Raw genomic sequence first — 23,369 nt, 5'->3', positions numbered from 1 at the left:
ACTTTTACTCACAACAAGCCTTTTTAGTTTCTTCTAAAATCTTAAATAAACTATCTTTAATAAATTGTGCTTCTTTTAAACTCATTTCTTGATGAGCAGGTATGCTAAGTTCAGCTTTATAAAAATTATCCGCATTTTCTAAGAATAAATTTCCATATAAGTTTTTATAATAACTAAACTCATAAGTAGGCTTATAATGCACTTGTATACCTATGCCCAAATTTAATAATTTTTCAAAAATAATCTCTTTTTGGCAATAAAACTCAGGAAAAAGCAAAATAGGATATAAATGTCTTGAGCTTTTTTTATAATCTTTGATTTTTATAGTGCTAAAATAAGGATTTTTTTCAAATTCTTTATCGTAAAAACTTGTGATGATTTCTCTTTTTTCTAGTATATTATCAAGTTTTTTTAGTTGATTTATACCTAAAGCACAAGCTACATCGCTTAAACGATAATTATAGCCTAGTTCAATCATATCACTATCCCAAAGCCTTTTTTTGACTATACCATGACTTCTTAAAAGCTTGATTTTTGAGATTAATTCCTCATCATTGCTAACAACCGCACCACCCTCAAAGGTTGTAATAGGTTTAACCGGATGAAAAGAAAATATGCTCAAATCTCCCATAGAACCTACTTTTTGATCTTTATAAATAGCACCTAGAGCATGACTTGCATCATCAATTAGTGGGATGTTGTATCGTTTGGCTAAGGCTAAAATTTCATCCATTTCTACACTATTTCCCGCAAAATCAACCACGCAAATTGCTCCTATATTAGAGCTATCTTGGCTCAGTCTTAAAGCAAGTTTTTTCTCATCAATATTTCCATCGCTTTTTACATCTATAAACTCAACCCTAGCACCTGCCATTAAAGCTGCATTTGCAGTTGCAGCAAAGGTAATGGGGGTTGTTAAGACAATTTTATCTTTTATATTTAAAGATAAATATGCAAGGTGTAAAGCAGAAGTAGCTGAATTTAGCACGCAAGCATATTTTACACCTACATATTCACAAAGGGCTTGTTCAAATTCTTCAACCTTTTTTCCACCGGTTAAAAAATCATCTTTTAAAGCCTCACAAACTACTTGTATGTCTTGTTCGTCAATATTTTGATGAGAATAAGTTATCATTTTTCAAGCTCTGTATGATTTATTATATTTAAAAGCTCTTCTTGGCTAATCCATGATGGATTATTATCAGAGCTATAAGAAAAGCCATTAGAAACTTTTTTACCCTTTTGTCCTTTTGCATTTATACTAAAATCAACATTAGTGTTATTAAATTGAATACTTGGGCTAATGGCATAATAATTTTCAAATTCATAAGTTAAATGACTATCATCACTTGAAATCATAATTTCATGTAGTTTTTCACCTGCTCTTATACCTATGATTTTATGAGCTAAATTAGGAGCCATAGTTTTAGCTAAATCAACGATTTTCATAGAAGGAATTTTTGGTACGAAAATTTCCCCTCCATGCATATAGGCAAAATTATTCAGCACGAAATTAACTCCATCTTCTAAGGATATCCAAAATCTTGTCATTCTCTCATCTGTGATAGGAAGTTCTTTAGCGCCTTCATTGATTAGTTTTTTAAAAAATGGTATGACAGATCCTCTTGAGCCCACTACATTACCATATCTTGTAACGCTAAATTTAGTATGAGAATTTCCTGCGATGTTGTTTGCTGCTACAAAAAGCTTATCACTTGCAAGCTTTGTAGCTCCATATAAATTAATAGGATTGCATGCTTTATCGGTTGAAAGAGCGATACATTTTTCTACATTATTTTCCAAACACGCATCGATTACATTTTGTGCTCCATGGATATTAGTTTTTATACATTCCATTGGATTATATTCTGCAATTGGCACATGTTTCATAGCAGCTGCATGAATGACAAAATCAACATCCTTCATTGCTATGCTCAATCTTTCTTTATCTCTTACATCGCCTATAAAATAACGCATACAATCATCATTAAATTCTCTTGCCATTTCAAATTGTTTTAACTCATCTCTTGAATAAATGATGATTTTTTTAGGTTTGTATTTTTGAAGTAAAGTTTTAGTATAAGTTTTTCCAAAACTTCCTGTGCCACCGGTGATTAAAATGCTTTTTCCATTAAACATATATATTTTCCTATTACTTGACTAAATTTTTATATCGGTTGAAAATAAAATTATTTTAAAATTCTTGGTAAAGTTATACCTGTTTGAGCTTGGTATTTACCCTTCTTATCAGCATATGTTACATCACAAGGTTCATCTCCTTGTAAAAATAAAACTTGAGCTATACCCTCATTAGCATAAATTTTAGCAGGTAGTGGGGTTGTGTTTGAAATTTCTATAGTGATATGTCCTTCAAAACCTGGCTCAAAAGGAGTTACATTTACTATAATGCCACATCTTGCATAAGTGCTTTTGCCAAGACAAATAGCCAAAACATCATTTGGCATTTTAAAATACTCAACTGTTCTTGCAAGCGCGAAAGAATTTGCAGGTACTATACATACATCGCCTACAAAATCTACTACATTTTCTTCTACAAAATTTTTAGGATCTACAACAGTGGAATTTACATTAGTGAAAATCTTAAATTCTCTTCCAACTCTTATATCATATCCATAGCTTGAAAGCCCATAACTAACTATACCTTTACCTATATTTGCTTCACAAAATGGCTCTATCATATTGTGCTCTAATGCCATTTTTTTGATCCAATTATCTGCTTTTAAGCCCATTTTTGTCCTTTATAATTAAAGTGAATTTTTAAATTATATCTTAAAATAAAAGTAAAAAATAAATAATTGAAGTTATTTTTAGTATTTTTATATATAATTATAAATTAAGTCTTATAAATTAAGGAGAATATATGACAAAAGAAGAAATCAAAGAACTAATGCAACTTTTTGCAGAAGCAAATATAAGCAAGATTAAAATAAAAGAACAAGATGGATTTGAAATAGAACTTGAAAGAGATATGTGTTGTGAATTACCAGCTCCAGCTCCTGTTGCTCCAGCTCCACAGCCAATTAATGTAAATGTAGTTAATGAAACTAAAGCAAGCTCAAACTCTTCTAATAAACCAACTATCAACAGCCCTATGGTAGGTACTTTTTATCAAGCTCCAAGCCCGGGTGCAGCACCTTTTGCTAAAGCAGGACAAACTATTAAAAAAGGAAGTACTATAGCAATTATTGAAGCGATGAAAATTATGAATGAAATCGAAGCCGAATATGATTGTAGGATAGTAGAAGTATTAGTTGCAGATGGTCAGCCTGTAGAATTTGGTATGCCTTTATTTGTGGTGGAGAAATTATAAAATGGAAATTAAAAAAGTTTTAATAGCAAATCGTGGAGAAATTGCATTAAGAGCTTTAAGAACTGTAAAAGAAATGGGAAAAAAAGCAATTTGTGTGTATTCTACTGCAGATAAAGATGCTTTGTATTTAAAATATGCTGATGCGAGTATTTGCATAGGAAATGCTAGAAGTTCAGAAAGCTATTTAAATATCCCAGCTATTATTAGTGCAGCTGAAATTAGCGAAGCGGATGCGATTTTTCCAGGATATGGATTTTTAAGTGAAAATCAAAATTTTGTTGAAATTTGTGCAAAACATAATATCAAATTCATAGGCCCTTCAGTAGCTGCTATGGCACTAATGAGTGATAAAAGTAAAGCAAAACAAGTAATGCAAAGAGCAGGTGTGCCTGTAATCCCAGGAAGCGATGGGGCTTTAGGTGGGGTTGAAGCAGCAAAAAAACTTGCTAAAGAAATAGGCTATCCTGTGATTTTAAAGGCAGCAGCAGGTGGTGGCGGCCGTGGTATGCGTGTAGTTGAAGATGAAAAAGATTTAGAAAAAGCTTACTGGTCAGCAGAAAGTGAAGCGATGAGTGCTTTTGGCGATGGAACTATGTATATGGAAAAATACATCCAAAACCCACGCCATATAGAAGTGCAAATCATAGGAGATAGCTTTGGAAATGTGATACATTTGGGTGAGAGAGATTGCTCTATGCAAAGACGCCATCAAAAACTTATAGAAGAATCTCCTGCAATTTTACTAGATGAAAAAACAAGAGCAAGACTTCATGAAACAGCAGTTAAAGCTGCTAAGGCTATTGATTATGAGGGTGCGGGAACTTTTGAGTTTTTAGTGGATAAAAATTTAGATTTTTATTTTATTGAAATGAATACGCGTTTGCAAGTTGAGCATTGTGTGAGTGAGATGGTAAGCGGGGTAGATATTATCGAGCTTATGATTAAAGTAGCAGAAGGGTATCCTTTACCAAAACAAGAAGAAATTAAACTTAAGGGTCATTCTATAGAATGTAGAATTACTGCTGAAGATTCTAAAACTTTCTTACCTTGCCCAGGTAAAATCACAAAATATGTAGCTCCTGCAGGACGCAATGTAAGAATGGAAAGCCATTGTTATCAAGATTATAGTGTGCCTCCATATTATGATTCTATGATTGGAAAATTAGTCGTTTGGGGAGAAGATAGAAACACAGCTATAGCTAAAATGAAAATAGCCTTGCAAGAGCTTATCGTAGGTGGGATAAAAACAACCAAAGATTTTCATTTAGCAATGATGGATAATGCAGATTTTATCAATAATAATTATGATACAAATTATCTTTCAAGACATTAATTGAAGATAGGTTTTAACCTATCTTAATTCTTCTATATGGGCATTTGCTCTTATTTTATCAAGATGATTTTTTAAGGCTTGTTCTTTTTGAGTTAGGGTATAGACATTGCTAACTTGATCTTTGATTAAATCAAATTCGATAGGATTTTTACCATATTTTTCTTTTACAAAATACACTATATAAGCGTTTTCGCCATTTAACACTGGAGTAAATTCTCCTATTTTTGTATTATTTAACAAAGCAAGTAATCTTGGATCTAAACTAGCTGCGTTTAAACTAATGGCTTTTGATTTAATTTGAGAATTTTTATACATAGGATTTTGTGCAAGCTGTTGTAAAAGTTCAGGATTAGTAGAATTATAAACAACTAAGTCTATATTTGAAAAAGTGCTAAATTTATCAAGATTGCTTTCATAAAAATGTTTTAGTGTTTCATCATCAATATTGATTTTTGCATTTTGCATTATGCTTCTATAAAGTTTTTCTCTTTCAAGATCTTTTCTAACTTTGTTTTTAAAAACTTCAAAATTTAAACCATCTTTTTCTATCTTTGCTTGCAAACCATTAATGTCAGTTTTATTGCCTTTTGCTATTTGGGCTAATTTTTCATTAAGTTCAAAAGTGCTTACATAAATTCCTAGCTTTTTAGCTTCACTTTGTTGAACTTTATCATCTACTAAAAATGCTATAGCTTTTTGTTTGTCATTAGTTTTTAATTCTTTCATAGTTTGTTCTATATCATAAAGAGTAATAGGTTGATTTTCTACTACCATTGCTACACCACCAAGGGTTTGAGCATATAAAATATTTGCAGCAAAACAACAAGATATTAAAAATTTTCTCATATAAAACCTTTATTTAAGTGTAAATATAGCATTATAACAATAAAAATTTAAAAAAGGTAAAAATATGCAAGAAATCACAACGCGTTTTGCTCCTTCTCCAACAGGATATTTGCACATAGGAGGGCTTAGAACAGCTTTATATAATTATCTTTATGCAAGAAAAAATAAGGGTAAATTTTTATTGCGTATTGAAGATACGGATTTAAAAAGAAATTCACAAGAAGCTACGCAAGCTATTATAGAAGCATTTAAATGGTGTGGGCTTGATTATGATGGGATGATTGAGTATCAATCCCAAAGATTTGATATTTATAAAAAATACATTCAAAAATTACTAGATGAGGGTAAGGCTTATTATTGTTATATGAGCAAAGAAGAGCTTGATGAGTTAAGAGCTAAGCAAGAAGTAGCTAAAGAGCGTCCAAAATATGATGGTAGATATAGAGATTTTAAAGGAACTCCCCCAAGTGGTATTGAGCCTGTGGTGCGTGTAAAAGCACCACAAAGTGGAGAGATTAAATTTATAGATGGCATTAAAGGCGAGGTTAGTTTTAAGGCTGAAGATATTTTAGATGATTTTGTAATTGCAAGAAGCGATGGTAGCCCAATTTATAATTTAACCGTTGTAATTGATGATGCACTAATGGGTGTGAGTGATGTTATAAGAGGAGATGATCATTTATCAAATACTCCAAAACAAATTGTCCTTTATGAAGCACTAGGCTTTAAAATACCTAAATTTTATCATGTAGCTATGATACATGGTGAAGATGGTAAGAAACTTTCTAAGCGTCATGGAGCAACTGATGTGATGGAATATAAAAATATGGGGATTTTACCTCAAGCCCTGCTTAATTTCTTAGTGCGTCTTGGTTGGAGTCATGGCGATGATGAAATTTTTTCTTTAGAAAGTATGCAAGAGCTTTTTGATCCAAATCATATTAACAAAAGTGCTTCTTGCTATAATTTTAAAAAATTAGAATGGCTTAATGCTCATTATATTAAAACTTTACCTTTTGAAGAAATCAATAGACAATTAAAAGATTTAGGATTTGATTTAAGTCAGTATAAAAAAGCAGGCTTTTTACTAGATATGTTAAGAGAGAGAGCTAAAACCTTACATGATATTATTAGTGGGGCTAAAGTGTTACTAAATGACCCAAAAGAATATGATCAAAAGGCTGTAGATAAATTTCTCAATGTTACAAATTTAACTTATTTGGAAAAATACGCTATGGTTTTAAATGAGCAAAAAAATGCTTGTGAATTTGAAGAATTAACTAATCAATTCTTAGAAGAAAATAATCTTAAGTTAAAAGACCTAGCTCAAGCTATACGCATCGCACTCACAGGAAACTCGGTTAGTCCTAGTATATTTGAAGTATTGGAATTTTTAGGAGTGCAAAAGGCTAAACTTAGGATAAAAAATTTACTAAATTATATGAAGGAAAAATAATGAATTTAAAAGAAGAGGCTTTAGAATATCACTTAGGTGGTAAAGTAGATATTGTTGCTAGAAAGCCTATGGATAGTGCACATGATTTATCTTTGGCGTATTCTCCTGGGGTTGCTGAACCTTGTATTGAGATAGCAAAAGATGAAACTTTAGCTTATAAATACACTAATAAAGCTAATTTAGTTGCTATAGTAAGCGATGGTAGTGCAGTTTTAGGGCTTGGCAATATAGGAGCGAGTGCAAGCAAACCTGTTATGGAAGGAAAAGCTTGTTTGTTTAAAAAATTTGCTAATGTTAATGCTTATGATTTAGAAATTAATGCTCATAGTATAGATGAAATTGTTACCTTTTGTAAAGCTATAGCACCTACTTTTGGAGGAATTAATTTAGAAGATATTTCAGCACCAAAATGTTTTGAAATAGAAGCCGCTTTGCAAGATCTTGGAATTCCTGTAATGCATGATGATCAACATGGAACTGCGATCATTTCTACAGCAGGATTAATGAATGCTATGGAAATTAGTGGTAAAAAATTTGAAGATATTAAAGTAGTGGTAAGTGGTGCAGGTGCAGCAGGTATTGCAAGTGCTAGAATGTATAGAAATTTAGGGGTTAAAAATATCGTTTTAGTAGATAGTAAAGGTGTGATTAATACTCAAAGAGATGATTTAAATAAATACAAACTAGAATTTGTAAGCGATACCAAAGATAGCACTTTAAGAGAAGCTTTAAAAGGTGCTGATGTATTTTTGGGTTTGAGTGCACCTAAGATTTTAGATGACGAGATGATTTTAAGTATGGCAAAAGATCCCGTGATTTTTGCATTAGCTAATCCTGTACCTGAAGTAATGCCAGAAGATGTTAAAAGAGTTAGGAACGATGCTATAGTTGGAACAGGTAGAAGTGATTATCCAAATCAAATTAATAATGTTTTAGGTTTTCCTTTTATCTTTAGAGGAGCTTTAGATGTAAAGGCAACTAAAATTACTGAAAATATGAAAATAGCAGCCGCAAAAGCTTTGGCTGATTTAGCTAAGCTTGAAGTAACTGATGAGGTAAAACAAGCTTATGGAGTAGAAGAGCTTAGTTTTGGTAGAGATTATGTGATACCAAAACCATTTGATAGCAGAGTAAAAGCTGTAGTTAGTGCTGCGGTAGCAAAAGCTGCGGTTGAAGATGGAGTAGCTTTGATAAATAATTTTGATTATCAGAGATATTTTGATAGTTTAAAATAATTTTTTATAAATTAAGTTTTATTTAAAATAATTTTTTATTATAAAACTTAATTTTATCTATTTTTTATTGTTTATATGAGTTATAAAAACATATTTTTTAAAAATCATTTAAAAAATATGTTTTAAATGTTACTTTTTTTCTTTTTAAATTATATAAATTTGATATTACTAGTGTTTTTAATAAAATTAATTTATATTTAAGATATTTTTTAATAGGATATTTTTACTTAATCATAGAAAGGTCGAGATGATTTTTGGTAAGATAGATTATCTTAATTTACTCCCTTTACATATCTATCTTAAAAAATCAGCTTTTCCTAGCTATGTTAAGCAAACTACAGAATACAAAAAAGGGGTTCCTAGTAAGCTAAATCGCCATTTGTATTTTAGACGCATTGATGCAGCGATTATCTCAAGTGTTGAAAGTCGTAGAAAAAAATACAAAACCTTAAATGTGGGGATTTGCGCAAGCAAAAAGGTAAAAAGCGTTTTAGTGAAAAAACAATCTGAAAGCAAAGAAGATGCAAGCTCTGCAACTTCTAATGCTCTTGCAAAAGTTTTAAAGCAAAAAGGGGAGGTTATCATCGGTGATAAGGCTTTAAAACTTTATTTGCAAAATCCAAAAGATTATATTGATTTATGCGAATTATGGTATGAAAAGACAAAACTACCTTTTGTTTTTGCTCGATTTTCTTGTATTAAAAATTTTTCTATTTATAAAAAAATGATGAAAAATTTCACAAAAAGTAAAATTTTCATTCCGCAATATATTTTGCTAGATTATTCTAAGTCAAGAAATCTTTCTCAAAAAGAAATTAGTGCATATTTAAAGCTAATTTACTACAAAATAGGAACAAAGGAGCAAAAGGCGCTAAAAAAATTTTTAGCCAATGCAAACAGCAAGATACTATAAAAAGGACAATTTATGAGTATAGCTAAACAATATATCAATGAAACCTTAGAAAAAATTCAAGCAACTTCCCCAAGACAACCTATCTTTTTTCAAGCAGCAACTGAGGTGTTAAATTCTTTAGAACCTTTACTTGAATCTAACAAAACTTATCAAGATCATGCTATATTAGAGCGTATTGTTATGCCTGAAAAAACGACTATTTTTAGAGTAGTATATATTGATGATGCAGGTAAAGCTCAAACGCATTTTGGTTATAGAGTACAGTTTAATTCTAGTTTAGGACCTTATAAAGGTGGGATCAGATTTCATCCTAGTGTAGATTTAGATGTTTTGAAATTTTTAGGTTTTGAACAAATTTTCAAAAATTCTCTAACAGGTTTAATGATAGGGGGAGCTAAAGGAGGAGCAAATTTTGACCCTAAAGGCAAAAGCGAAGCAGAAATTATGCGTTTTTGTCAAGCTTTTATGGCCGAGCTTTCAAAAATCATAGGTGCAAGCACTGATGTGCCAGCAGGCGATATAGGGGTTGGTGCTAGAGAAATTGGATATATGTTTGGAGCTTATAAGAAAATTAGCTCTAATTTTGATGGAACTTTAACGGGAAAGAAAATTCCATGGGGTGGAAGTTTAGTAAGAACAGAAGCAACAGGGTATGGCTGCGTGTATTTTACTCAAGAAATGCTAGCAAAATACAACAATGCATTAGAAGGAAAAGAGTGTGTAGTTTCAGGTAGTGGAAATGTGGCAATTTATACCATAGAAAAATTACATCAACTTGGTGCAAAAGCAATCACAATAAGCGATAGCGATGGATTTGTTTATGATAAAGATGGGATAGATTTAGATTTATTAAAAGAAATTAAAGAAGTAAAAAGAGCTAGAGTGAGTGATTATGCAGCGCTTAAAAAAGGTGCTGTTTTTACTCCAAAAAGCGCGTATAAACAAGGTTGTAATGGAGTATGGAGTATACCTTGTGATATAGCTTTTCCAAGTGCTACGCAAAATGAATTAAATTTAGAAGATATTAAAACCTTATATCACAATGGTTGTCGTATGGTAGCAGAGGGAGCTAATATGCCAAGCACACTTGAAGCGATCGATTTTATGTTAAATCAAAAAGACTTTTTATTTGCGCCAGCTAAGGCTGCTAATGCAGGTGGTGTAGCGACTTCTCAACTTGAAATGCAACAAAATGCAAGTATGTGTCAATGGAGCTTTGAGGAGGTTGATGCAAAATTACATAAGATTATGAAAAATATTTTTGAAAATTCATACGAGTGTGCAAAAGCTTATAATCATGAAGGAAATTTAGTAGTAGGTTCAAACATAGCAGGCTTTAAAAAAGTAGCTGATGCGATGATTGATCATGGTTATATTTAAAAAGATGGCTTAAATGCCATCTTTAGTGTATATAAAAAAAGCTTGTTATTTGATTAGCGATTTTTTCTTCTAAAGACTCTTTGGCTCTGTCTATATTACCAAGATAGGCAGTTCTTGCTAAAAGCGAGGTGCTTTGAGTAGAGTTTTTGGAGCTAATTTGTAAATTAACTTGCAAAAGATAGTAATTTTCTACTTCCATTTCAAAAACATCATCTATTTTATCAAAGTCATTATAAAAAAATCTCGCATTAGAAGCGCGTAATCTTTGTGCGTAAGAAAATTTCTTAAAATCTACTATATTGATATAAATTTTATAATCACTTTGAACATTATTTAAAACTAAGCCTAAATTTTGTAATTTTTGAGCGAGCTTGGCTTCTAAATTTGTGTTTAATTTTGAAGGATTATTGATGTGTAAAGAAAAACTTTGATTTTTATTAGCATGCAGGAAAATACCTTCATTATTTGTTTGGATAAAAGTTTGCATAGGGCCTGTGCAAGCACTTAAAAATAGTGCAAACACAAGCAAGAAAAAATTATTTTTGAGCATCGATTATAGTTGGCACAGCACGAAGACCAAGTTTAGAGTATTTTGCGAAAGTTTCTCTTACTGCTTTAACCTCAGCTTCACTAGGTTTTTTATAATCTTTTAAATTTTTATCATAATATTTTTTCATGATAGCGATTTTTTGTGCATCATCTTTAGCATTTTTACTTTTTTTGTAAATTAATGCAGATTTTTCAAAAGCACTAGTATCATGGATAGGGGTTAAGATAAATTTAACCTGATGAGTTTTTAGTGTTTCTTCTATTTTATCTAAATGCATTCTACAATATGGACATTCAGGATCGCTAAAAACATAAAGTAAAGGTTTGTTTTTATCGCCTAAAGAAATAAACATTTTTTCTTTTTTAAGTTCAACTAGAGCTTTTTTTGAAAATTCAGCTTGTTGTTTTTCCATGAGTTTTGCTTGATAAACTTGAGAGTAAAATTCACCTTTTTTTACATCAATTACTTCAGTTGTGATGATATTATCTTGAGTGAAAACGATTTCTTGGAAATTTTTACCACTAATTTCAAAATTAACTATCACAGCTTCAAAGTTAGTATCAGGAATTTTTTCTCTACTAGAAACACTAATGTTTGCATTTGATAAATTTGGATTTTTCTTAAAAAAATTAATAATTTCTTCATTGCTTGCAGCAAATAAAGAGCTAGCAAGGGTTAAGAGAGCTAAAGATTTTTTCATCATTTTCCTTTGTTTTAAAATTTTTGCACATTATAAAATGTAATCTTTAACACTTAGATTTTTAATATTCTTTTTTCCTCTATTTTTTTAACTTGAGGATAGTTTTTATCAAGATATTCTAAATAAGCTATGGCATATTTTCTTGAAATTTGAAAATGATTTTTAACAAAAGCTACATCTAAATGATGATTTTGCAAAAGTTTTAAAAACTCTTGCATGAGATTTTCAAGAGTATTTTTTTCTATAAAAAGATTATGTGCTAATCTTTTGACTTTATTTTCTTTGGTGAGTTTTTTTAAGATAAGATCCCCATTTTTCCTATCAAGCTCTAAATATTCATAAAGATTATAAGGTGCAGTAGGTTTTATACCTTCTTTTTTTAAAATTTCATAAAGCTCACAATGAGCCTTTTCTTGTAATTTTTCAAAATCTTGTCCTTTTAAAAACCATATGCCATCTTTAAAATCTAATTTTTCTTGCATTTGCTTGAGTGTATAAGCGCAAAAGCTCTCACTTGCCCAGCTAAGCCTTAAGGCGATAGAATGAGGCGAGATTAAAGCATAAGGATTTTTAGAGAAAATAAAATCAATAAATTCTTTCAAAGTTTGCATAGCATTTAAATCATATACATTTAAAGCTTGCTCATCGACAAAAACATGATTTAAGCTTTTTGCTAGGTTTAGGGCTTGCTCATGAGTGAGTTTAAAGCGTTGATAGCTTGAAAGTAATCCAAAGCCAAGTTTGTGAGTTTGTTTTAAAAACTCAAATACCTTTTTTAAATCTTTTTGTTCTAAAAGTGCTAAATACTTAGCTTTTATATCTTTTTTTAAAGGCTCACTTACCGCATTAAGAACCACACCACCGCTTTTAATACGCCCATTTTCAAGCAAGATGAATTTATCATCAAAACACAAAGGTAGGTTTTTATCAAACTCTAAGCTAATATAAGTTCTATCTTCAAATTCTTTGATTACACTAATTTTTGCATTAAGCTTTTTTGAGCCACTACAAAATTCTAAAATACTCCCGTGTTTAATCTCTGTATTAAAAACAACTCCATCGATACTTTTAAAACTTTTAAAAACACCTTTTTTACTTAATATATAGCCTTTTTTTAACTCATGATAATCACAATTTAAACTCAAAGCAACTCTATTATAAGCTTTTGCTTCTAAAACATTTTCTTCATGAATTTGTATGTTTTTTACAATGATATCTTTTTGATTTTCAAGGCAAAATATTTTTTCATTTTTGCTTATTTTTCCTTCATTTAAACTCCCTGTTACTACCGTTCCTATACCTTTTAGAGAAAAAACCCTATCAATGTAGTATCTAAAAATCAAATTTTCATCATTTTCTTTAGGCTTTAAACTAAGTAGATAGTTTTTTAAATTTAATATACTTTGCTCATCATAAATGCTAGTTGGAAAAACTTTTAAGATATTGATTTTAAAGGCTTTTAATTCTTTTAAAAGCTCTGCTTGCTTTTGTACTAAATCCTTGCATAAATCAACCTTACTCAAAATAAGCACTACATCTTTTACGCCTAAAAATTCCAAAACCCTTAAATGCTCTATACTTTGAGCCTTTAAACCCTCGTTTATATCTATGACAAACATACACACTCTAAAGCCAAAAGCACCACTTATCATAGTTTTAATTAAACTTTCATGCCCAGGCACATCGATAAAAGCAATATTTAAATTTTCACTTTTTAAATTTGAAAAACTAAGATTAATCGTAATGCCTTTTTCTTGCTCTTCTTTTAAATTATCACCTTCAAAACCATTTAAAGCTTTAATAAGCGAAGTTTTACCATGGTCAATATGCCCAGCAGTGCCTATGATGATACTATGCATGAAATACCTCTTTAATAATGCTTATTATTTTGTTTAAATCTTTTTCTAAAATACTTCTAAAATCTAGCACAAAATGCCCATTTTCAACACGGCCGATTACGCCTTTTTTTCTAAATTTTTCTTGTAAAAGCAAAGCTTTCTCATCAAAACTTAACACAAAAGTATCTAAGCTTTTATCAGGCATAGAGCCACCACCTACTAAACTTTTAGAAGCTTTTAACTCACATTTTATAGGAATTTTTTCTTTGACAAAGAGAGCCTTTTTTTCTACGGTTTTTAAATCATCATTTAAAAGTTTTAGTGTAGGGATTTTTTCATATTCTTTTTCTAAGTATGCTTTAGCAGTTTCATTTAAAAAAGCTAGAGTGATTTTATCAACCCTTAGCATTCTTAGAAGTTGATTTTTCTTTAATTGTTGAATGTATTTTTTCTTTCCAAGTATAATGCCTGCTTGAGTAGAGCCAAAAAGCTTATCGCCACTAAAACTTAAAATATCACAATGTTTTAAAAGCTCTTTTACACTTGGCTCATTTTTACTAAGTTGTTTATTAATCTTTTCACACCATCCAGCGCCCAAATCATAATAAGATATGAGTTTTTTCTTTTTTGCTAAAGCATGAATTTCACTTAAGCTTACTTCTTCGAAAAATCCTTTAAAAGCAAAATTAGAACGATGAGTTTTTAAAATCATCTTAGTATTTTCATTGATAGCTTTTTCATAATCATATAAATGAGTTTTATTAGTCGTGCCTATTTCTTTTAGTTTAACTCCAGCTGCTAGCATAACTTCAGGAATTCTAAAATTTCCCCCAATCTCAACTAGCTCACTTCTTGAAGTAATAACTTCCTCATTTTTTGCTAAGGTATTTAAGATTAAAAATACAGCTGAAGCGTTATTATTAACAATCAAGCAATCTTCACAATCAAATAATATTTTTAAATTTGCACTAAGTGCGTTATACCTTGAGCCTCTTTTACCACTTTGCATGTTAAACTCTAAATTTGAATAAGAACAGATGATTTCTTTAGTTCTTTCAAAAATACTCTCATCAATAATGCTACGACCAAGATTAGTATGTATGATAACTCCACTAGCATTGATCAAACTTTGACTTTGCATGTTTAAAAACTCATCAATACTTTGGGCAATTTTACTTAGCAAATCTTGCAAGCTAAAATTTAAATTTTCATTTTTACTCAGTTCTTTTTTACAATTTGAAACAACTATTTTTGCAAAATGAGATCTTAAATACAAAGGGTAGTTAGCCAAGTTTTCATCGTTTATGAGTGTGTTTATGGGTGGAAAATTTCTAAATTTGTTCATCTTAAACCTTAAGAATAAATTAGTAAAATTATAACTTTTTTATAATGAAATTTATATAATTAAGATTAAAAAAATTAAAAGAGAGTGTTATGAAAGATTTTGTATTTTTAGAAAATGAAGATTTAATTCCTTTAAGTGATGATATTAGCATAGTTCAAAAAGCCTGTAATGAAGAAGTTTTTATAGGAAATTCAAAGCTTTTAAATCCTGAAGTTTATGCACCTGAGATTAATTTTTACCTTAAAAACTCACAAGATGATGTGCTTAAAAAAGCCAAAACTATTGAGTCCTTATATAAGATTAGATCTAAAGTTTATGATTTAGGGCTTGATTTAGAATATACCAAAGAAGTGGGTAAAAATGTAATTATTGTAAGCAATGAGGATCAAAATGAGCTTATTGAAAGCTTAAAAAAACAAGAATACAAGGTTTTAAAACTAAGTAATGAGCAATGTTTGGGTGTTTTGGGTTGTGTAGGTGAGCTTTGCGTGATAGCTTTAAAAGATAATGAGCAAGTAGAGATTGATTGTGATTTTTTCTTATATGATGTAAAAAAAGAAAGTTTTGATCAACAAAGTGGTTGCTATGATTTAACTACTTTAAGTCAAGAAGAACTTATAAAACTTTTAAATTCTAATTCTCCAAAATATAAATTTAGAAATTATATTAGTTATGATGATAGCATTTGTCAATACCATGAAAGAAGAAGTATTCATTGTGGAAAATGTGCTGAAATTTGTCCTAGTGTGGCTATTTTAAAAGATGATGAGCAAAGAAAATTAGAATTTTCTCATGTGGATTGTTTAAGCTGTGGTGATTGTGTGGGGATTTGTCCTAGTGGAGCGCTTGATTATGCACCTATGCCACGCAATAGCTTTTATGAAATTTTAAAATTTTATGAAGATAAAATCATTTTAATAATCCCTGAGAAAATGTCTATAGAAAATTTAAATATCACTTTAAAAGAAGATGTAATGCCTTTTATGATTAAAGGCGAAAACTATCTTGATCAAGCACATTTTTTAGCTATGCTTCAAACAAGTGGTGCGAGTGTGATTTTTTATAGTGATGGCTTATCGCAAGGTGCTTTAGAAGTGATAGCTTTGATGAATGAAATTTTTCAAAGAAAATTTAAACAAAATGCAATTTTTCTAGCTAAAGATGAAAAAGAACTTTTAGAGGCTATAAATCAAGCTCATTTTATAGAAAATCTCAAATTTATTTCTTATAATCCTGCGCTTTTAAAAAGAGAAGATTTTGCTATAAGATTAAGAGAGCTTATAAAGGAAGAAAATTTAGGCAATATCCCAAGCAAAGAATGGATACGCTATGGAAAAATCACCATTAATGCAGACACCTGTACTTTATGTCTTTCTTGTGTGGGAGCTTGTAATGTAGGAGCTTTAGTGGCTGATACTAAAGATAATTCTTTGAAATTTAACGCAAGTTTATGTACTACCTGTGGGTATTGTGAGGCAAGTTGTGCTGAAAAAGATACTTTAATGCTTCAAAGAAGTGGGATAGATTTGGAAAAAGAGTATTTTTCTTTTATGGTTTTAGCTCAAGATGAACTTTTTGCTTGTGTAGAGTGTGGAAAAGAATTCGCTACTAAAAAGGCCATTGAAAAAATCGCTAGCATTATGAAGCCAAGATTTATGGGTGATGAAGCTAAGATAAAAACACTATATTGCTGTGCTGAATGTAAAGCAAAAGTAATGATACAAAGTATGAATGTGCTTTAAGCCAAAAGGCTTAAGCACTAAGTTTTAGCTTGTATTAAAAATTTTATATAATTTTTTAATATACAAGTTAATTTAAATTATAGTTTTTAAACTTTGCTTAAATTTAGCGCAAAAGCTTTTTGACTCAAAAGCACTTCATCATTTTCTTTAAAATCTTTAGCTTCTAAAGGGCTTAGTGCTACTTGGCTGATTTGATTACCTATGGCAAGTATGGCTATAAATATGCTATCTTGTTTTTGTAGTTTTAAAATGCGTGCTTTTATAGCAAATTTTTGTGAGCCTTGTGTCTTTAAAAAAACTTCATTAGGCGAGCCTTCTTTGATAATGACTCCATTTTCTAAAACAATGACTTTATTAGCCAGTTTATAAACTTCACTTACATCATGGCTGATTAAAATAGTAGTGATTTTATAAGTTTTATGTATATTTAAAAGATAATCATGCAAGTGTAGTTTTATCTCATTATCTAAGGCACTAAATGGCTCATCTAAAAGTAAAAGTTTAGGTTTTTGCATAATGGCTCTTGCTAAAGCTATGCGTTGTTTTTGTCCCCCGCTTAGTTCTAAAATATGACTTTTTTTGTGTTTGCTTAAATCTAAAAGTTCTAAAAGTTCATTAGCAAATTTTAGATCTTTTTTAGCAAAAAGTAAGTTTTGCTCTACATTCATATTTTCAAATAAAGCATAATCTTGAAAAACAAAGCCAAGTTTTCTTTTTTGTGGGCTTAGAAAGTTTTTATCATCAAAAAATATCGTATTATTAAAAGTGCAAATCCCTTGTGCTTTTTCAAAACCTGCTAAAATTCTTAAAAGCGTAGTTTTACCACTGCCACTTTTTCCAAAAATAGCACAAAATTCTCCTTCTTTGACTTCAAATTTAACCTTAAGTTTAAATTCTTTTTCTTTATTTTTAAAGATTTTTTCAAAGTCAAGTTTTAACATAAATACTCTTTGATAAATAAAGCGCTAGGATGTACATAAGCAAATACAAAATCATTTTTTTGATAATTTTGCTCTAAAAACTCATGGGTGCTAATTTGAGCTTCGAAAGTGCAAATTTCATTTTCTAATCTTACGATAGTGATGATTTGTCCTTGAAAAATATCAATGATTTTTGCATAAAAGGTATTTAAAAATGAATTTTCTAAATTTTTTTTACTAAGTAAGCATTCGCTACTTTTAAAAGCTAGTAAAACTTCTTGATCAATGCTTGCTTTTTCATCAAGTTCTAAAGCAAGCATATATAATTTATGTTTTTTTATAAGAAATTCTACCCAGTTTATATTTTCATGATTTTTTATAGTATTTATTTTAGCTTTAATCATGGGATATTATAACCATAAGCTTTGAAAATTTCCTTAGCCTTTTTGCTTAAAATAAAATCATAAAATTTCTTAGCTTTGGCATTATCTTTACCATAAGAAGTGATAACAATGCCTTGATTGATTGGCTCATAAAGTTTTGGATCGATTAAAATATAATTTTTTCCTTCTTGGAGTTTATAAGATTTTAGCGTATCTTCATATAAAGCACTTGCTGCTATAAAACCCACATCGGCTGCTTTTAATGTTTGAGTAAGTGCTTCTCCTATGGATTTTGCCTCGATGATTTTAGTTTTTGTTTGCTCATAAATTTTAGCATTTTGTAAAGTTTCTATACTAGCTTGACCATAGGGAGCAGCTTTGGGATTAGCTATGGTGATGATTTTTACCTTTTCTTCTTTAAGCGTGTCTAATCCTTTGCTTAAATCCATTCTAACACTTAGTAAAGCTAAAGCTCCTTGAACATAAATAACAGGTTTTGTACTAGCAAAATTATCATCATACAAGCTTTGTGCAAATTTCATATTTGCAGCCATAAATATATCAAATGGCGCACCATTTTTAATTTGTGAGACTAAATTTCCACTAGCGCCTAAGCTTACATTGATACTAATATCAGGGTTTTCTTTTTGAAATTCTTTTTGCAAGGCTTTAAAAGCGTAAGCTACATTTGCAGCTGCAGCGATATTTACATCAGCACTATAGCCAAAAATACACAAAAAAAGTAGGGTAAAAATTTTTTTCATTTTTTATCCTTTTAGTAGTAAATTTTGAAAAAATTATAGCTTATTTTTAAAAGCAAAAATAAATTTGTGTTTTTTGCATATTTTCTAAGACTTATTTCATAAGCAAATAAAAATTACTAATTTTTTTTAAAGAATATTTTTAATGTAAAAATTTATTTTAATTTTTGTATAATATAAGATTTCAATTTATGAAATTTTAAAAGGAAAAAGCTTGTTAAAATACATACTAACTTTGTGTTTATTTTTTAACACTTTGATTTTAGCAAATGACTTTGAAGATTTTGAACAAGAATATCAAAAAAAAGAAGTCAAAGATAGCTTTTATACCTACAATAAAGCTATGAGTAAATTTAATTATGATCTTTATACTTATTTTTTAAGACCAGTTGTGCTTTCTTATAAAAGCATTACTCCAAGTTTTATAAGAACAGGTGTAAAAAATGCTTTTGATACCACAAGATCACCTTTTAGATTTATTAATCATCTTTTAAGTTTAGAATTTAGAAAAGCTGGTGAGGAATTTGGAAGATTTTGTGTGAATGTGATTTTTGGATTTGGTTTGTTAGATAGTGCGAGTAAAACTCCTTTAAAAAGTTATGAAGCTGATTTTGGAACGACTTTGGGTAAATGGGGAGTAGGTAGTGGACCACACTTAGTGCTTCCACTTTTAGGTCCTTATAATGTAAGAGATGCTTTAGCTTTGCCTGTAAATTGGTTTATGGTGCCTGAGGGGTATATTGAGAATTTTTGGGTTGGTGTGGGTGTAAATGCTGCATTAAAACTCAATGAATTAAGTTTTGAGTATGAAAAAATAGATGATATTTACCAAAATAGTGTAGATTATTACATTTTTATACGCGATGCGTATGAACAAAGACGCCAAGAACTCATCAAATAAGGAGATAAAATGAAAAAAATCATAGCTTTGTTTTTTAGCGTAGTATTTGCTTTTGCTTTAAATTTGCAAGATATTTCTAAAACCATGCAAGAAAAAATTGATGAGAGCTTAAAAATTCTAGATCAAAATAAAAACGATAAAGCTAAAACAGCGGAAAAAATCTTTGCTTTATTTGATGGTGTTTTTGATTATGAACTTATGGCTAAACTTAGTCTTTCTACAAGATATGAAAAATTAAGTGAAAATGAAAAAAATGAATTTAACAAAGCTTTTGAAAAAAACCTTAAAAAAAGTTTCACAGATAAGCTTGCTTTGTATGATTCTCAAAAATTAAAAGTGATTAATTTAGAAGAAAAAAATAAAAGAGCCTTTTTAAAAACTTCTATGATAGTAGATGGTAAAGAAAATTTTGTAATCTTTAAATTTTATGATAAAAATAATGATTGGCAAATTTATGATGTGGATATTTTTGGTATAAGTATTATACAAACTTATCGCTCACAATTTAAAGATGTCTTACAAAATGGTGATTTTAAAACCTTGCTTGAAAAGCTTTCTAGTGTTGATTTTTCTAAATAATGCTAAGTAAAATTTTAAAAATCTTTCTTAATTTCCCAAAGCTAACTTTGGGGATTACTTTAATCTTTTGTATATTTTTTAGTTTTTTTGCTAAAAATTTAAGTGTTGATGCAAGTGCTGAAAGCTTGCTTTTAGAGCATGATGAGGGTTTGAAACTATATAGAGAAGTTTCAGCGCGTTACGGCAATGATAATTTTTTAATGCTTGCTTTTGCTCCTAAAAATAAAGATATTTTTGCTAAAGAAAATTTAGAAACTATCAAAAACTTAACCCTTGATTTAGAAAAAATCAATGGAGTGCAAAAGGTATTTTCTATCACTAATGCGCCTTTACTTGCAAGTTCTAAAGGTAAAGAATTAAAAGAGCTTATCCAAAATATACCTAATATTTTTAGTCAAGATGTGGATATTAATCTAGCTAAAAAAGAAATTTTAAATCAACCCTTTTATAAAAATAATATCATCTCAAAAGATGGAAAAACAACGGGAATTTTGATTTATCTAGCACCTGATCTTGTTTATAATGACTTGATTAATTCAAGGGATAATGCGCAAAATGAAAATGAAAAAGAGCATTTTAGAGCTTTGATTAAAAAGCACCAAGAAAGCTCAAGGGAATTTAGTGCAAAAAGATTAGAAGAAATTACTAAAATAGTATCTAAATATAGTCAAAATGGAGACTTTTTACACCTTGGTGGTGTTGAAATGATCGCTAATGATATGATTAATTATGTAAAAAGTGATTTAAAAATTTATGGACTTAGTTTAATAGGGCTTTTATTTATAGCACTTTGGTGGTTTTTTGGCTCTTTGCGTTTAGTGTTTTTGGCTTTGGGAATTTGTGTGGTTTCACTTTTTACTTCAAGCGGGATTTTCGCGCTTTTGGGCTTTGATATTACTGTGGTGTCTTCAAACTATGTAGCTTTGGTACTCATTATCACTGTTTCTGTTGTGATACACTTAATCGTGCATTTTATAGAAAATTTACACAAACACCCAAAAGCTAGCGTTTATAAGCTTTTACTCTCAACCTTACTTGATAAAGCAAGTCCTAGTTTTTTTGCTATTTTAACCACGGTTGTTGGGTTTTTAAGTTTTGTTTTTTCAGATATTGAGCCTATTATCAAACTCGGTATTATGATGAGCCTTGGCATCAGTGTGAGTTTGATTTTAGCTTATATTTATTTTGCAAGTATTTTGGTATTAATGCCGCGTTTAAATTTTAAAGAGCTTAATCAAAATTCGTTGAAATTTTTAAGTTTTTGTGCAAATGTAAGTTTACAACATAGAAAATTTATCTATGGTATAAGTTTATTTTGTGTAGCTTTTGCTTTGTATGGAATTTTACAAATTAAAGTAGAAAATAGTTTTGTGAGTTATTTTAAAGATAGTTCTAGGATTAAACAAGGTTTGTTGATTATAGATAAAGAGCTAGGTGGAACTATGCCTTTAGATGTGATTGTCAAATTTAAGCAAAATCCAAAACAAAATGAAAGCTTAGATGAGTTTGAACAAGAATTTGATGATTTAGCCAAAGATGATAGGTATTTTTTTAGTAGTGAAAAAACAAGAATAGCTGCTAAGGTTCATGAGTTTTTAAGTAAGCAAAAATATGTAGGCTCTGTGCTTAGCTTGCAAAGTTTGCTAGAGCTTGGAAAAAGCATTAATGATGGTAAGACTTTAGATGATTTTGCTCTAGCGTTTTTATATGAAAATTTAGATGAGAATTTTAAAAAGCAAGTTTTAACCCCTTTTGTTAGTGTAGAAAATAATGAGTTGCGATTTAGCGTGCGTATGCTAGATAGTGATCCAAATTTAAGACGCGATGCTTTTTTAAAACAGCTTGAAAAAGACTTAAATGAGCTTTTGCAAAATGATAATGTAGAGATTAAAATCAGTGGTATTATGCCTTTGTATAATAATATGCTTCAAAGTCTTTTTTCATCACAATTTGACACTTTAGCCTTTGTGGTACTTGTGATTTTTGCTTTGTTTGTGGTGATTTTTAGAAGTTTTGTTTATGCTTTTGTGGCAATTTTGGCCAATCTCATACCTTTAGCTTTGGTGTTTGGCTTAATGGGTGTTTTAAATATACCACTTGATATTATGAGTATTACCATAGCTGCTATTTGTATAGGAATAGGAGTTGATGATATGATTCATTATATTCATCGTTTTAAAGAAGAATTAAAACATAAAAGCTTAGAAGAGGCTATAAAAGCTTCACATATAGGTATAGGAAGTGCGATTTATTATACTAGTGTTACGATTATTCTAGGTTTTTTAGTGATGATTAGCAGTAATTTTATCCCGACGATTTATTTTGGTTTGCTTACGGTTTTGGCTATGAGTTTGCTTTTATTTGGTTCGCTTTTTTTATTACCAAGTTTTATTTTAACTTATCATTATTTTAAAACAAAATTAAAATAAAGTAAAATCCAAATCACATAAACACCAAAAGCAATAAGCATATATTTTATAAATTGTTTCATTAATACTCCATTTTTTCTAATGCTCTTAAGATATAAGTAGCAAACATTAGCGCTTGTGAGCGGTGTGAAATTTTTAATTTTACTTGCTCATCTAATTCACCTAAGGTTTTATCAAAACCTTTTGGGATAAATAAAGGATCATATCCAAAGCCATTATTACCTCTTGGAGTATCAATAGTAAGGCCATGCATATATCCATGCGTGCTAAAATGTCCATATTTTGAGCTTATGGCTATGGCTGCAGTGTAAAAAGCTTTGCTTTGATGTAGATTTTTTTCATGTAAAGCTTGGATGAGCTTGTTTCTATTGGCCTCATCAGTGCCTTCTTGAGAGTATCTTGCAGAAAAAATCCCTGGTGCATTGTCTAAAGCCTCTACGCTTATGCCACTATCATCACTTAAGGTGATAAATTCATTTTGTTTTTTGCCTAAAGCATTAAAAATAGCTTTAGATTTTATCAAAGCATTTTCTTTAAAACTTATGCCATCTTCGATGATTTCAAAAGGAGTGATGATTTCATTTAAGGCATAAATTTCATAAGAAGTTAAAATTTTTTTGATTTCTTCTACTTTGTGTGCATTAGAAGTTGCTAGAATGATTTTTAATTTTTTCTTCATAAATTACTCTTTTTGTTTTGACTTTAAAAAAAGTTTATCAAAATCATA

The 23,369-nt window shown here is 29.7% G+C and carries 22 protein-coding genes; 10 read left to right on the top strand and 12 right to left on the bottom strand.

Going from position 1 to position 23,369, the window contains the following annotated elements; all coding sequences use genetic code 11:
- Positions 1–4: 4 nt before the first annotated feature.
- Genes pseC through dcd form a run of 3 tightly spaced genes read right to left on the bottom strand, consistent with a single transcriptional unit; the run spans position 5 to position 2,750 of the window.
- Complete coding sequence (gene pseC / locus E2O22_RS06565; protein WP_133319777.1) at positions 5–1,135, bottom strand: UDP-4-amino-4,6-dideoxy-N-acetyl-beta-L-altrosamine transaminase; 1,131 nt, start codon at positions 1,133–1,135, stop codon at positions 5–7.
- Positions 1,132–2,139 carry a UDP-N-acetylglucosamine 4,6-dehydratase (inverting) gene (pseB, locus tag E2O22_RS06560; RefSeq protein ID WP_133319776.1) on the bottom strand — a complete coding sequence of 336 codons (1,008 nt, stop codon included), beginning with the start codon at positions 2,137–2,139 and terminating at the stop codon, positions 1,132–1,134. Before pseB ends, pseC begins: the two co-directional genes overlap by 4 nt.
- Before the next feature lie 50 nt (positions 2,140–2,189).
- Complete coding sequence (gene dcd, locus E2O22_RS06555; protein WP_012661997.1) at positions 2,190–2,750, bottom strand: dCTP deaminase; 561 nt, start codon at positions 2,748–2,750, stop codon at positions 2,190–2,192.
- Positions 2,751–2,881: 131 nt separating this feature from the next.
- On the opposite strand from dcd, the gene accB reads away from it, so the two are divergent.
- Together accB and E2O22_RS06545 are read left to right on the top strand one after the other, a co-directional pair.
- The gene (accB, locus tag E2O22_RS06550; protein ID WP_039626958.1) at positions 2,882–3,331 is read left to right on the top strand and encodes an acetyl-CoA carboxylase biotin carboxyl carrier protein; all 450 of its coding nucleotides are present in this window, start codon (positions 2,882–2,884) and stop codon (positions 3,329–3,331) included.
- Between the two features lies 1 nt (position 3,332).
- Entirely contained in the window at positions 3,333–4,664 is a 1,332-nt protein-coding gene (locus E2O22_RS06545; RefSeq protein ID WP_039619123.1) for an acetyl-CoA carboxylase biotin carboxylase subunit, read from the top strand.
- Between the two features lie 18 nt (positions 4,665–4,682).
- On the opposite strand, the gene E2O22_RS06540 is transcribed toward E2O22_RS06545, so the two are convergent.
- On the bottom strand, positions 4,683–5,510 hold the full coding sequence (locus tag E2O22_RS06540; RefSeq protein WP_133319775.1) for a peptidylprolyl isomerase: 828 nt from the start codon (positions 5,508–5,510) through the stop codon (positions 4,683–4,685).
- Between the two features lie 64 nt (positions 5,511–5,574).
- Here E2O22_RS06540 and gltX point away from each other — a divergent pair, with 64 nt between their 5' ends.
- The 4 genes from gltX (at position 5,575) to gdhA (ending at position 10,494) form a co-directional block, all read left to right on the top strand.
- A complete protein-coding gene (gene gltX / locus E2O22_RS06535) occupies positions 5,575–6,966 on the top strand; it encodes a glutamate--tRNA ligase (protein WP_133319774.1) in 1,392 nt (463 codons plus the stop codon).
- The gene (locus tag E2O22_RS06530) at positions 6,966–8,201 is read left to right on the top strand and encodes a malic enzyme-like NAD(P)-binding protein (protein WP_133319773.1); all 1,236 of its coding nucleotides are present in this window, start codon (positions 6,966–6,968) and stop codon (positions 8,199–8,201) included. Before gltX ends, E2O22_RS06530 begins: the two co-directional genes overlap by 1 nt.
- Before the next feature lie 247 nt (positions 8,202–8,448).
- Complete coding sequence (locus E2O22_RS06525; protein ID WP_133319772.1) at positions 8,449–9,114, top strand: MqnA/MqnD/SBP family protein; 666 nt, start codon at positions 8,449–8,451, stop codon at positions 9,112–9,114.
- A gap of 12 nt (positions 9,115–9,126) precedes the next feature.
- Positions 9,127–10,494 (top strand): NADP-specific glutamate dehydrogenase, encoded by a 1,368-nt coding sequence (gene gdhA, locus E2O22_RS06520; protein WP_133319771.1) that lies wholly within the window; start codon positions 9,127–9,129, stop codon positions 10,492–10,494.
- A gap of 22 nt (positions 10,495–10,516) precedes the next feature.
- Here gdhA and E2O22_RS06515 read toward each other — a convergent pair whose 3' ends face one another.
- From E2O22_RS06515 to selA, 4 genes are read right to left on the bottom strand one after another with little or no spacing between them, the layout of a single operon-like run.
- Entirely contained in the window at positions 10,517–11,044 is a 528-nt protein-coding gene (locus E2O22_RS06515) for a hypothetical protein (protein WP_133319770.1), read from the bottom strand.
- Complete coding sequence (locus E2O22_RS06510; RefSeq protein WP_133319769.1) at positions 11,031–11,744, bottom strand: bifunctional thiol oxidoreductase; 714 nt, start codon at positions 11,742–11,744, stop codon at positions 11,031–11,033. Before E2O22_RS06510 ends, E2O22_RS06515 begins: the two co-directional genes overlap by 14 nt.
- A 53-nt stretch (positions 11,745–11,797) precedes the next feature.
- On the bottom strand, positions 11,798–13,603 hold the full coding sequence (gene selB, locus E2O22_RS06505; protein ID WP_133319768.1) for a selenocysteine-specific translation elongation factor: 1,806 nt from the start codon (positions 13,601–13,603) through the stop codon (positions 11,798–11,800).
- The gene (gene selA / locus E2O22_RS06500; protein ID WP_133319767.1) at positions 13,596–14,927 is read right to left on the bottom strand and encodes an L-seryl-tRNA(Sec) selenium transferase; all 1,332 of its coding nucleotides are present in this window, start codon (positions 14,925–14,927) and stop codon (positions 13,596–13,598) included. Before selA ends, selB begins: the two co-directional genes overlap by 8 nt.
- Positions 14,928–15,016: 89 nt before the next feature.
- Between selA and E2O22_RS06495 the strand changes: the two genes are divergently transcribed.
- Positions 15,017–16,669 carry a 4Fe-4S dicluster domain-containing protein gene (locus tag E2O22_RS06495; RefSeq protein WP_133319766.1) on the top strand — a complete coding sequence of 551 codons (1,653 nt, stop codon included), beginning with the start codon at positions 15,017–15,019 and terminating at the stop codon, positions 16,667–16,669.
- An 86-nt stretch (positions 16,670–16,755) separates the two neighbouring features.
- Here E2O22_RS06495 and E2O22_RS06490 read toward each other — a convergent pair whose 3' ends face one another.
- From E2O22_RS06490 to modA, 3 genes are read right to left on the bottom strand one after another with little or no spacing between them, the layout of a single operon-like run.
- Positions 16,756–17,610, bottom strand: a complete 855-nt coding sequence (locus E2O22_RS06490) for an ABC transporter ATP-binding protein (protein WP_133319765.1) — start codon at positions 17,608–17,610, stop codon at positions 16,756–16,758.
- On the bottom strand, positions 17,604–17,993 hold the full coding sequence (locus E2O22_RS06485; protein WP_133319764.1) for a hypothetical protein: 390 nt from the start codon (positions 17,991–17,993) through the stop codon (positions 17,604–17,606). The genes E2O22_RS06490 and E2O22_RS06485 overlap by 7 nt, the downstream gene beginning before the upstream one ends.
- Positions 17,990–18,736, bottom strand: a complete 747-nt coding sequence (gene modA, locus E2O22_RS06480) for a molybdate ABC transporter substrate-binding protein (protein ID WP_133319763.1) — start codon at positions 18,734–18,736, stop codon at positions 17,990–17,992. Before modA ends, E2O22_RS06485 begins: the two co-directional genes overlap by 4 nt.
- Before the next feature lie 211 nt (positions 18,737–18,947).
- Between modA and E2O22_RS06475 the strand changes: the two genes are divergently transcribed.
- From E2O22_RS06475 to E2O22_RS06465, 3 genes are read left to right on the top strand one after another with little or no spacing between them, the layout of a single operon-like run.
- Positions 18,948–19,634 (top strand): MlaA family lipoprotein, encoded by a 687-nt coding sequence (locus tag E2O22_RS06475; RefSeq protein WP_133319762.1) that lies wholly within the window; start codon positions 18,948–18,950, stop codon positions 19,632–19,634.
- Positions 19,635–19,643: 9 nt separating this feature from the next.
- Positions 19,644–20,213: a Tgt2/MlaC family protein gene (locus E2O22_RS06470; protein ID WP_133319761.1), complete on the top strand. Its 570-nt coding sequence runs from the start codon at positions 19,644–19,646 to the stop codon at positions 20,211–20,213.
- Entirely contained in the window at positions 20,213–22,642 is a 2,430-nt protein-coding gene (locus tag E2O22_RS06465; protein ID WP_133319760.1) for an efflux RND transporter permease subunit, read from the top strand. Before E2O22_RS06470 ends, E2O22_RS06465 begins: the two co-directional genes overlap by 1 nt.
- Positions 22,643–22,703: 61 nt before the next feature.
- Here the strand turns inward: E2O22_RS06465 and rdgB are convergent, their stop codons facing one another.
- Positions 22,704–23,321: an RdgB/HAM1 family non-canonical purine NTP pyrophosphatase gene (rdgB, locus tag E2O22_RS06460; protein WP_133319759.1), complete on the bottom strand. Its 618-nt coding sequence runs from the start codon at positions 23,319–23,321 to the stop codon at positions 22,704–22,706.
- Positions 23,322–23,369 lie beyond the last annotated feature (48 nt).

Source organism: Campylobacter lari (genome assembly GCF_004357905.1).
Lineage (GTDB): Bacteria > Campylobacterota > Campylobacteria > Campylobacterales > Campylobacteraceae > Campylobacter_D > Campylobacter_D lari_D.
This window is presented reverse-complemented; position numbering and strand designations above follow the sequence as displayed.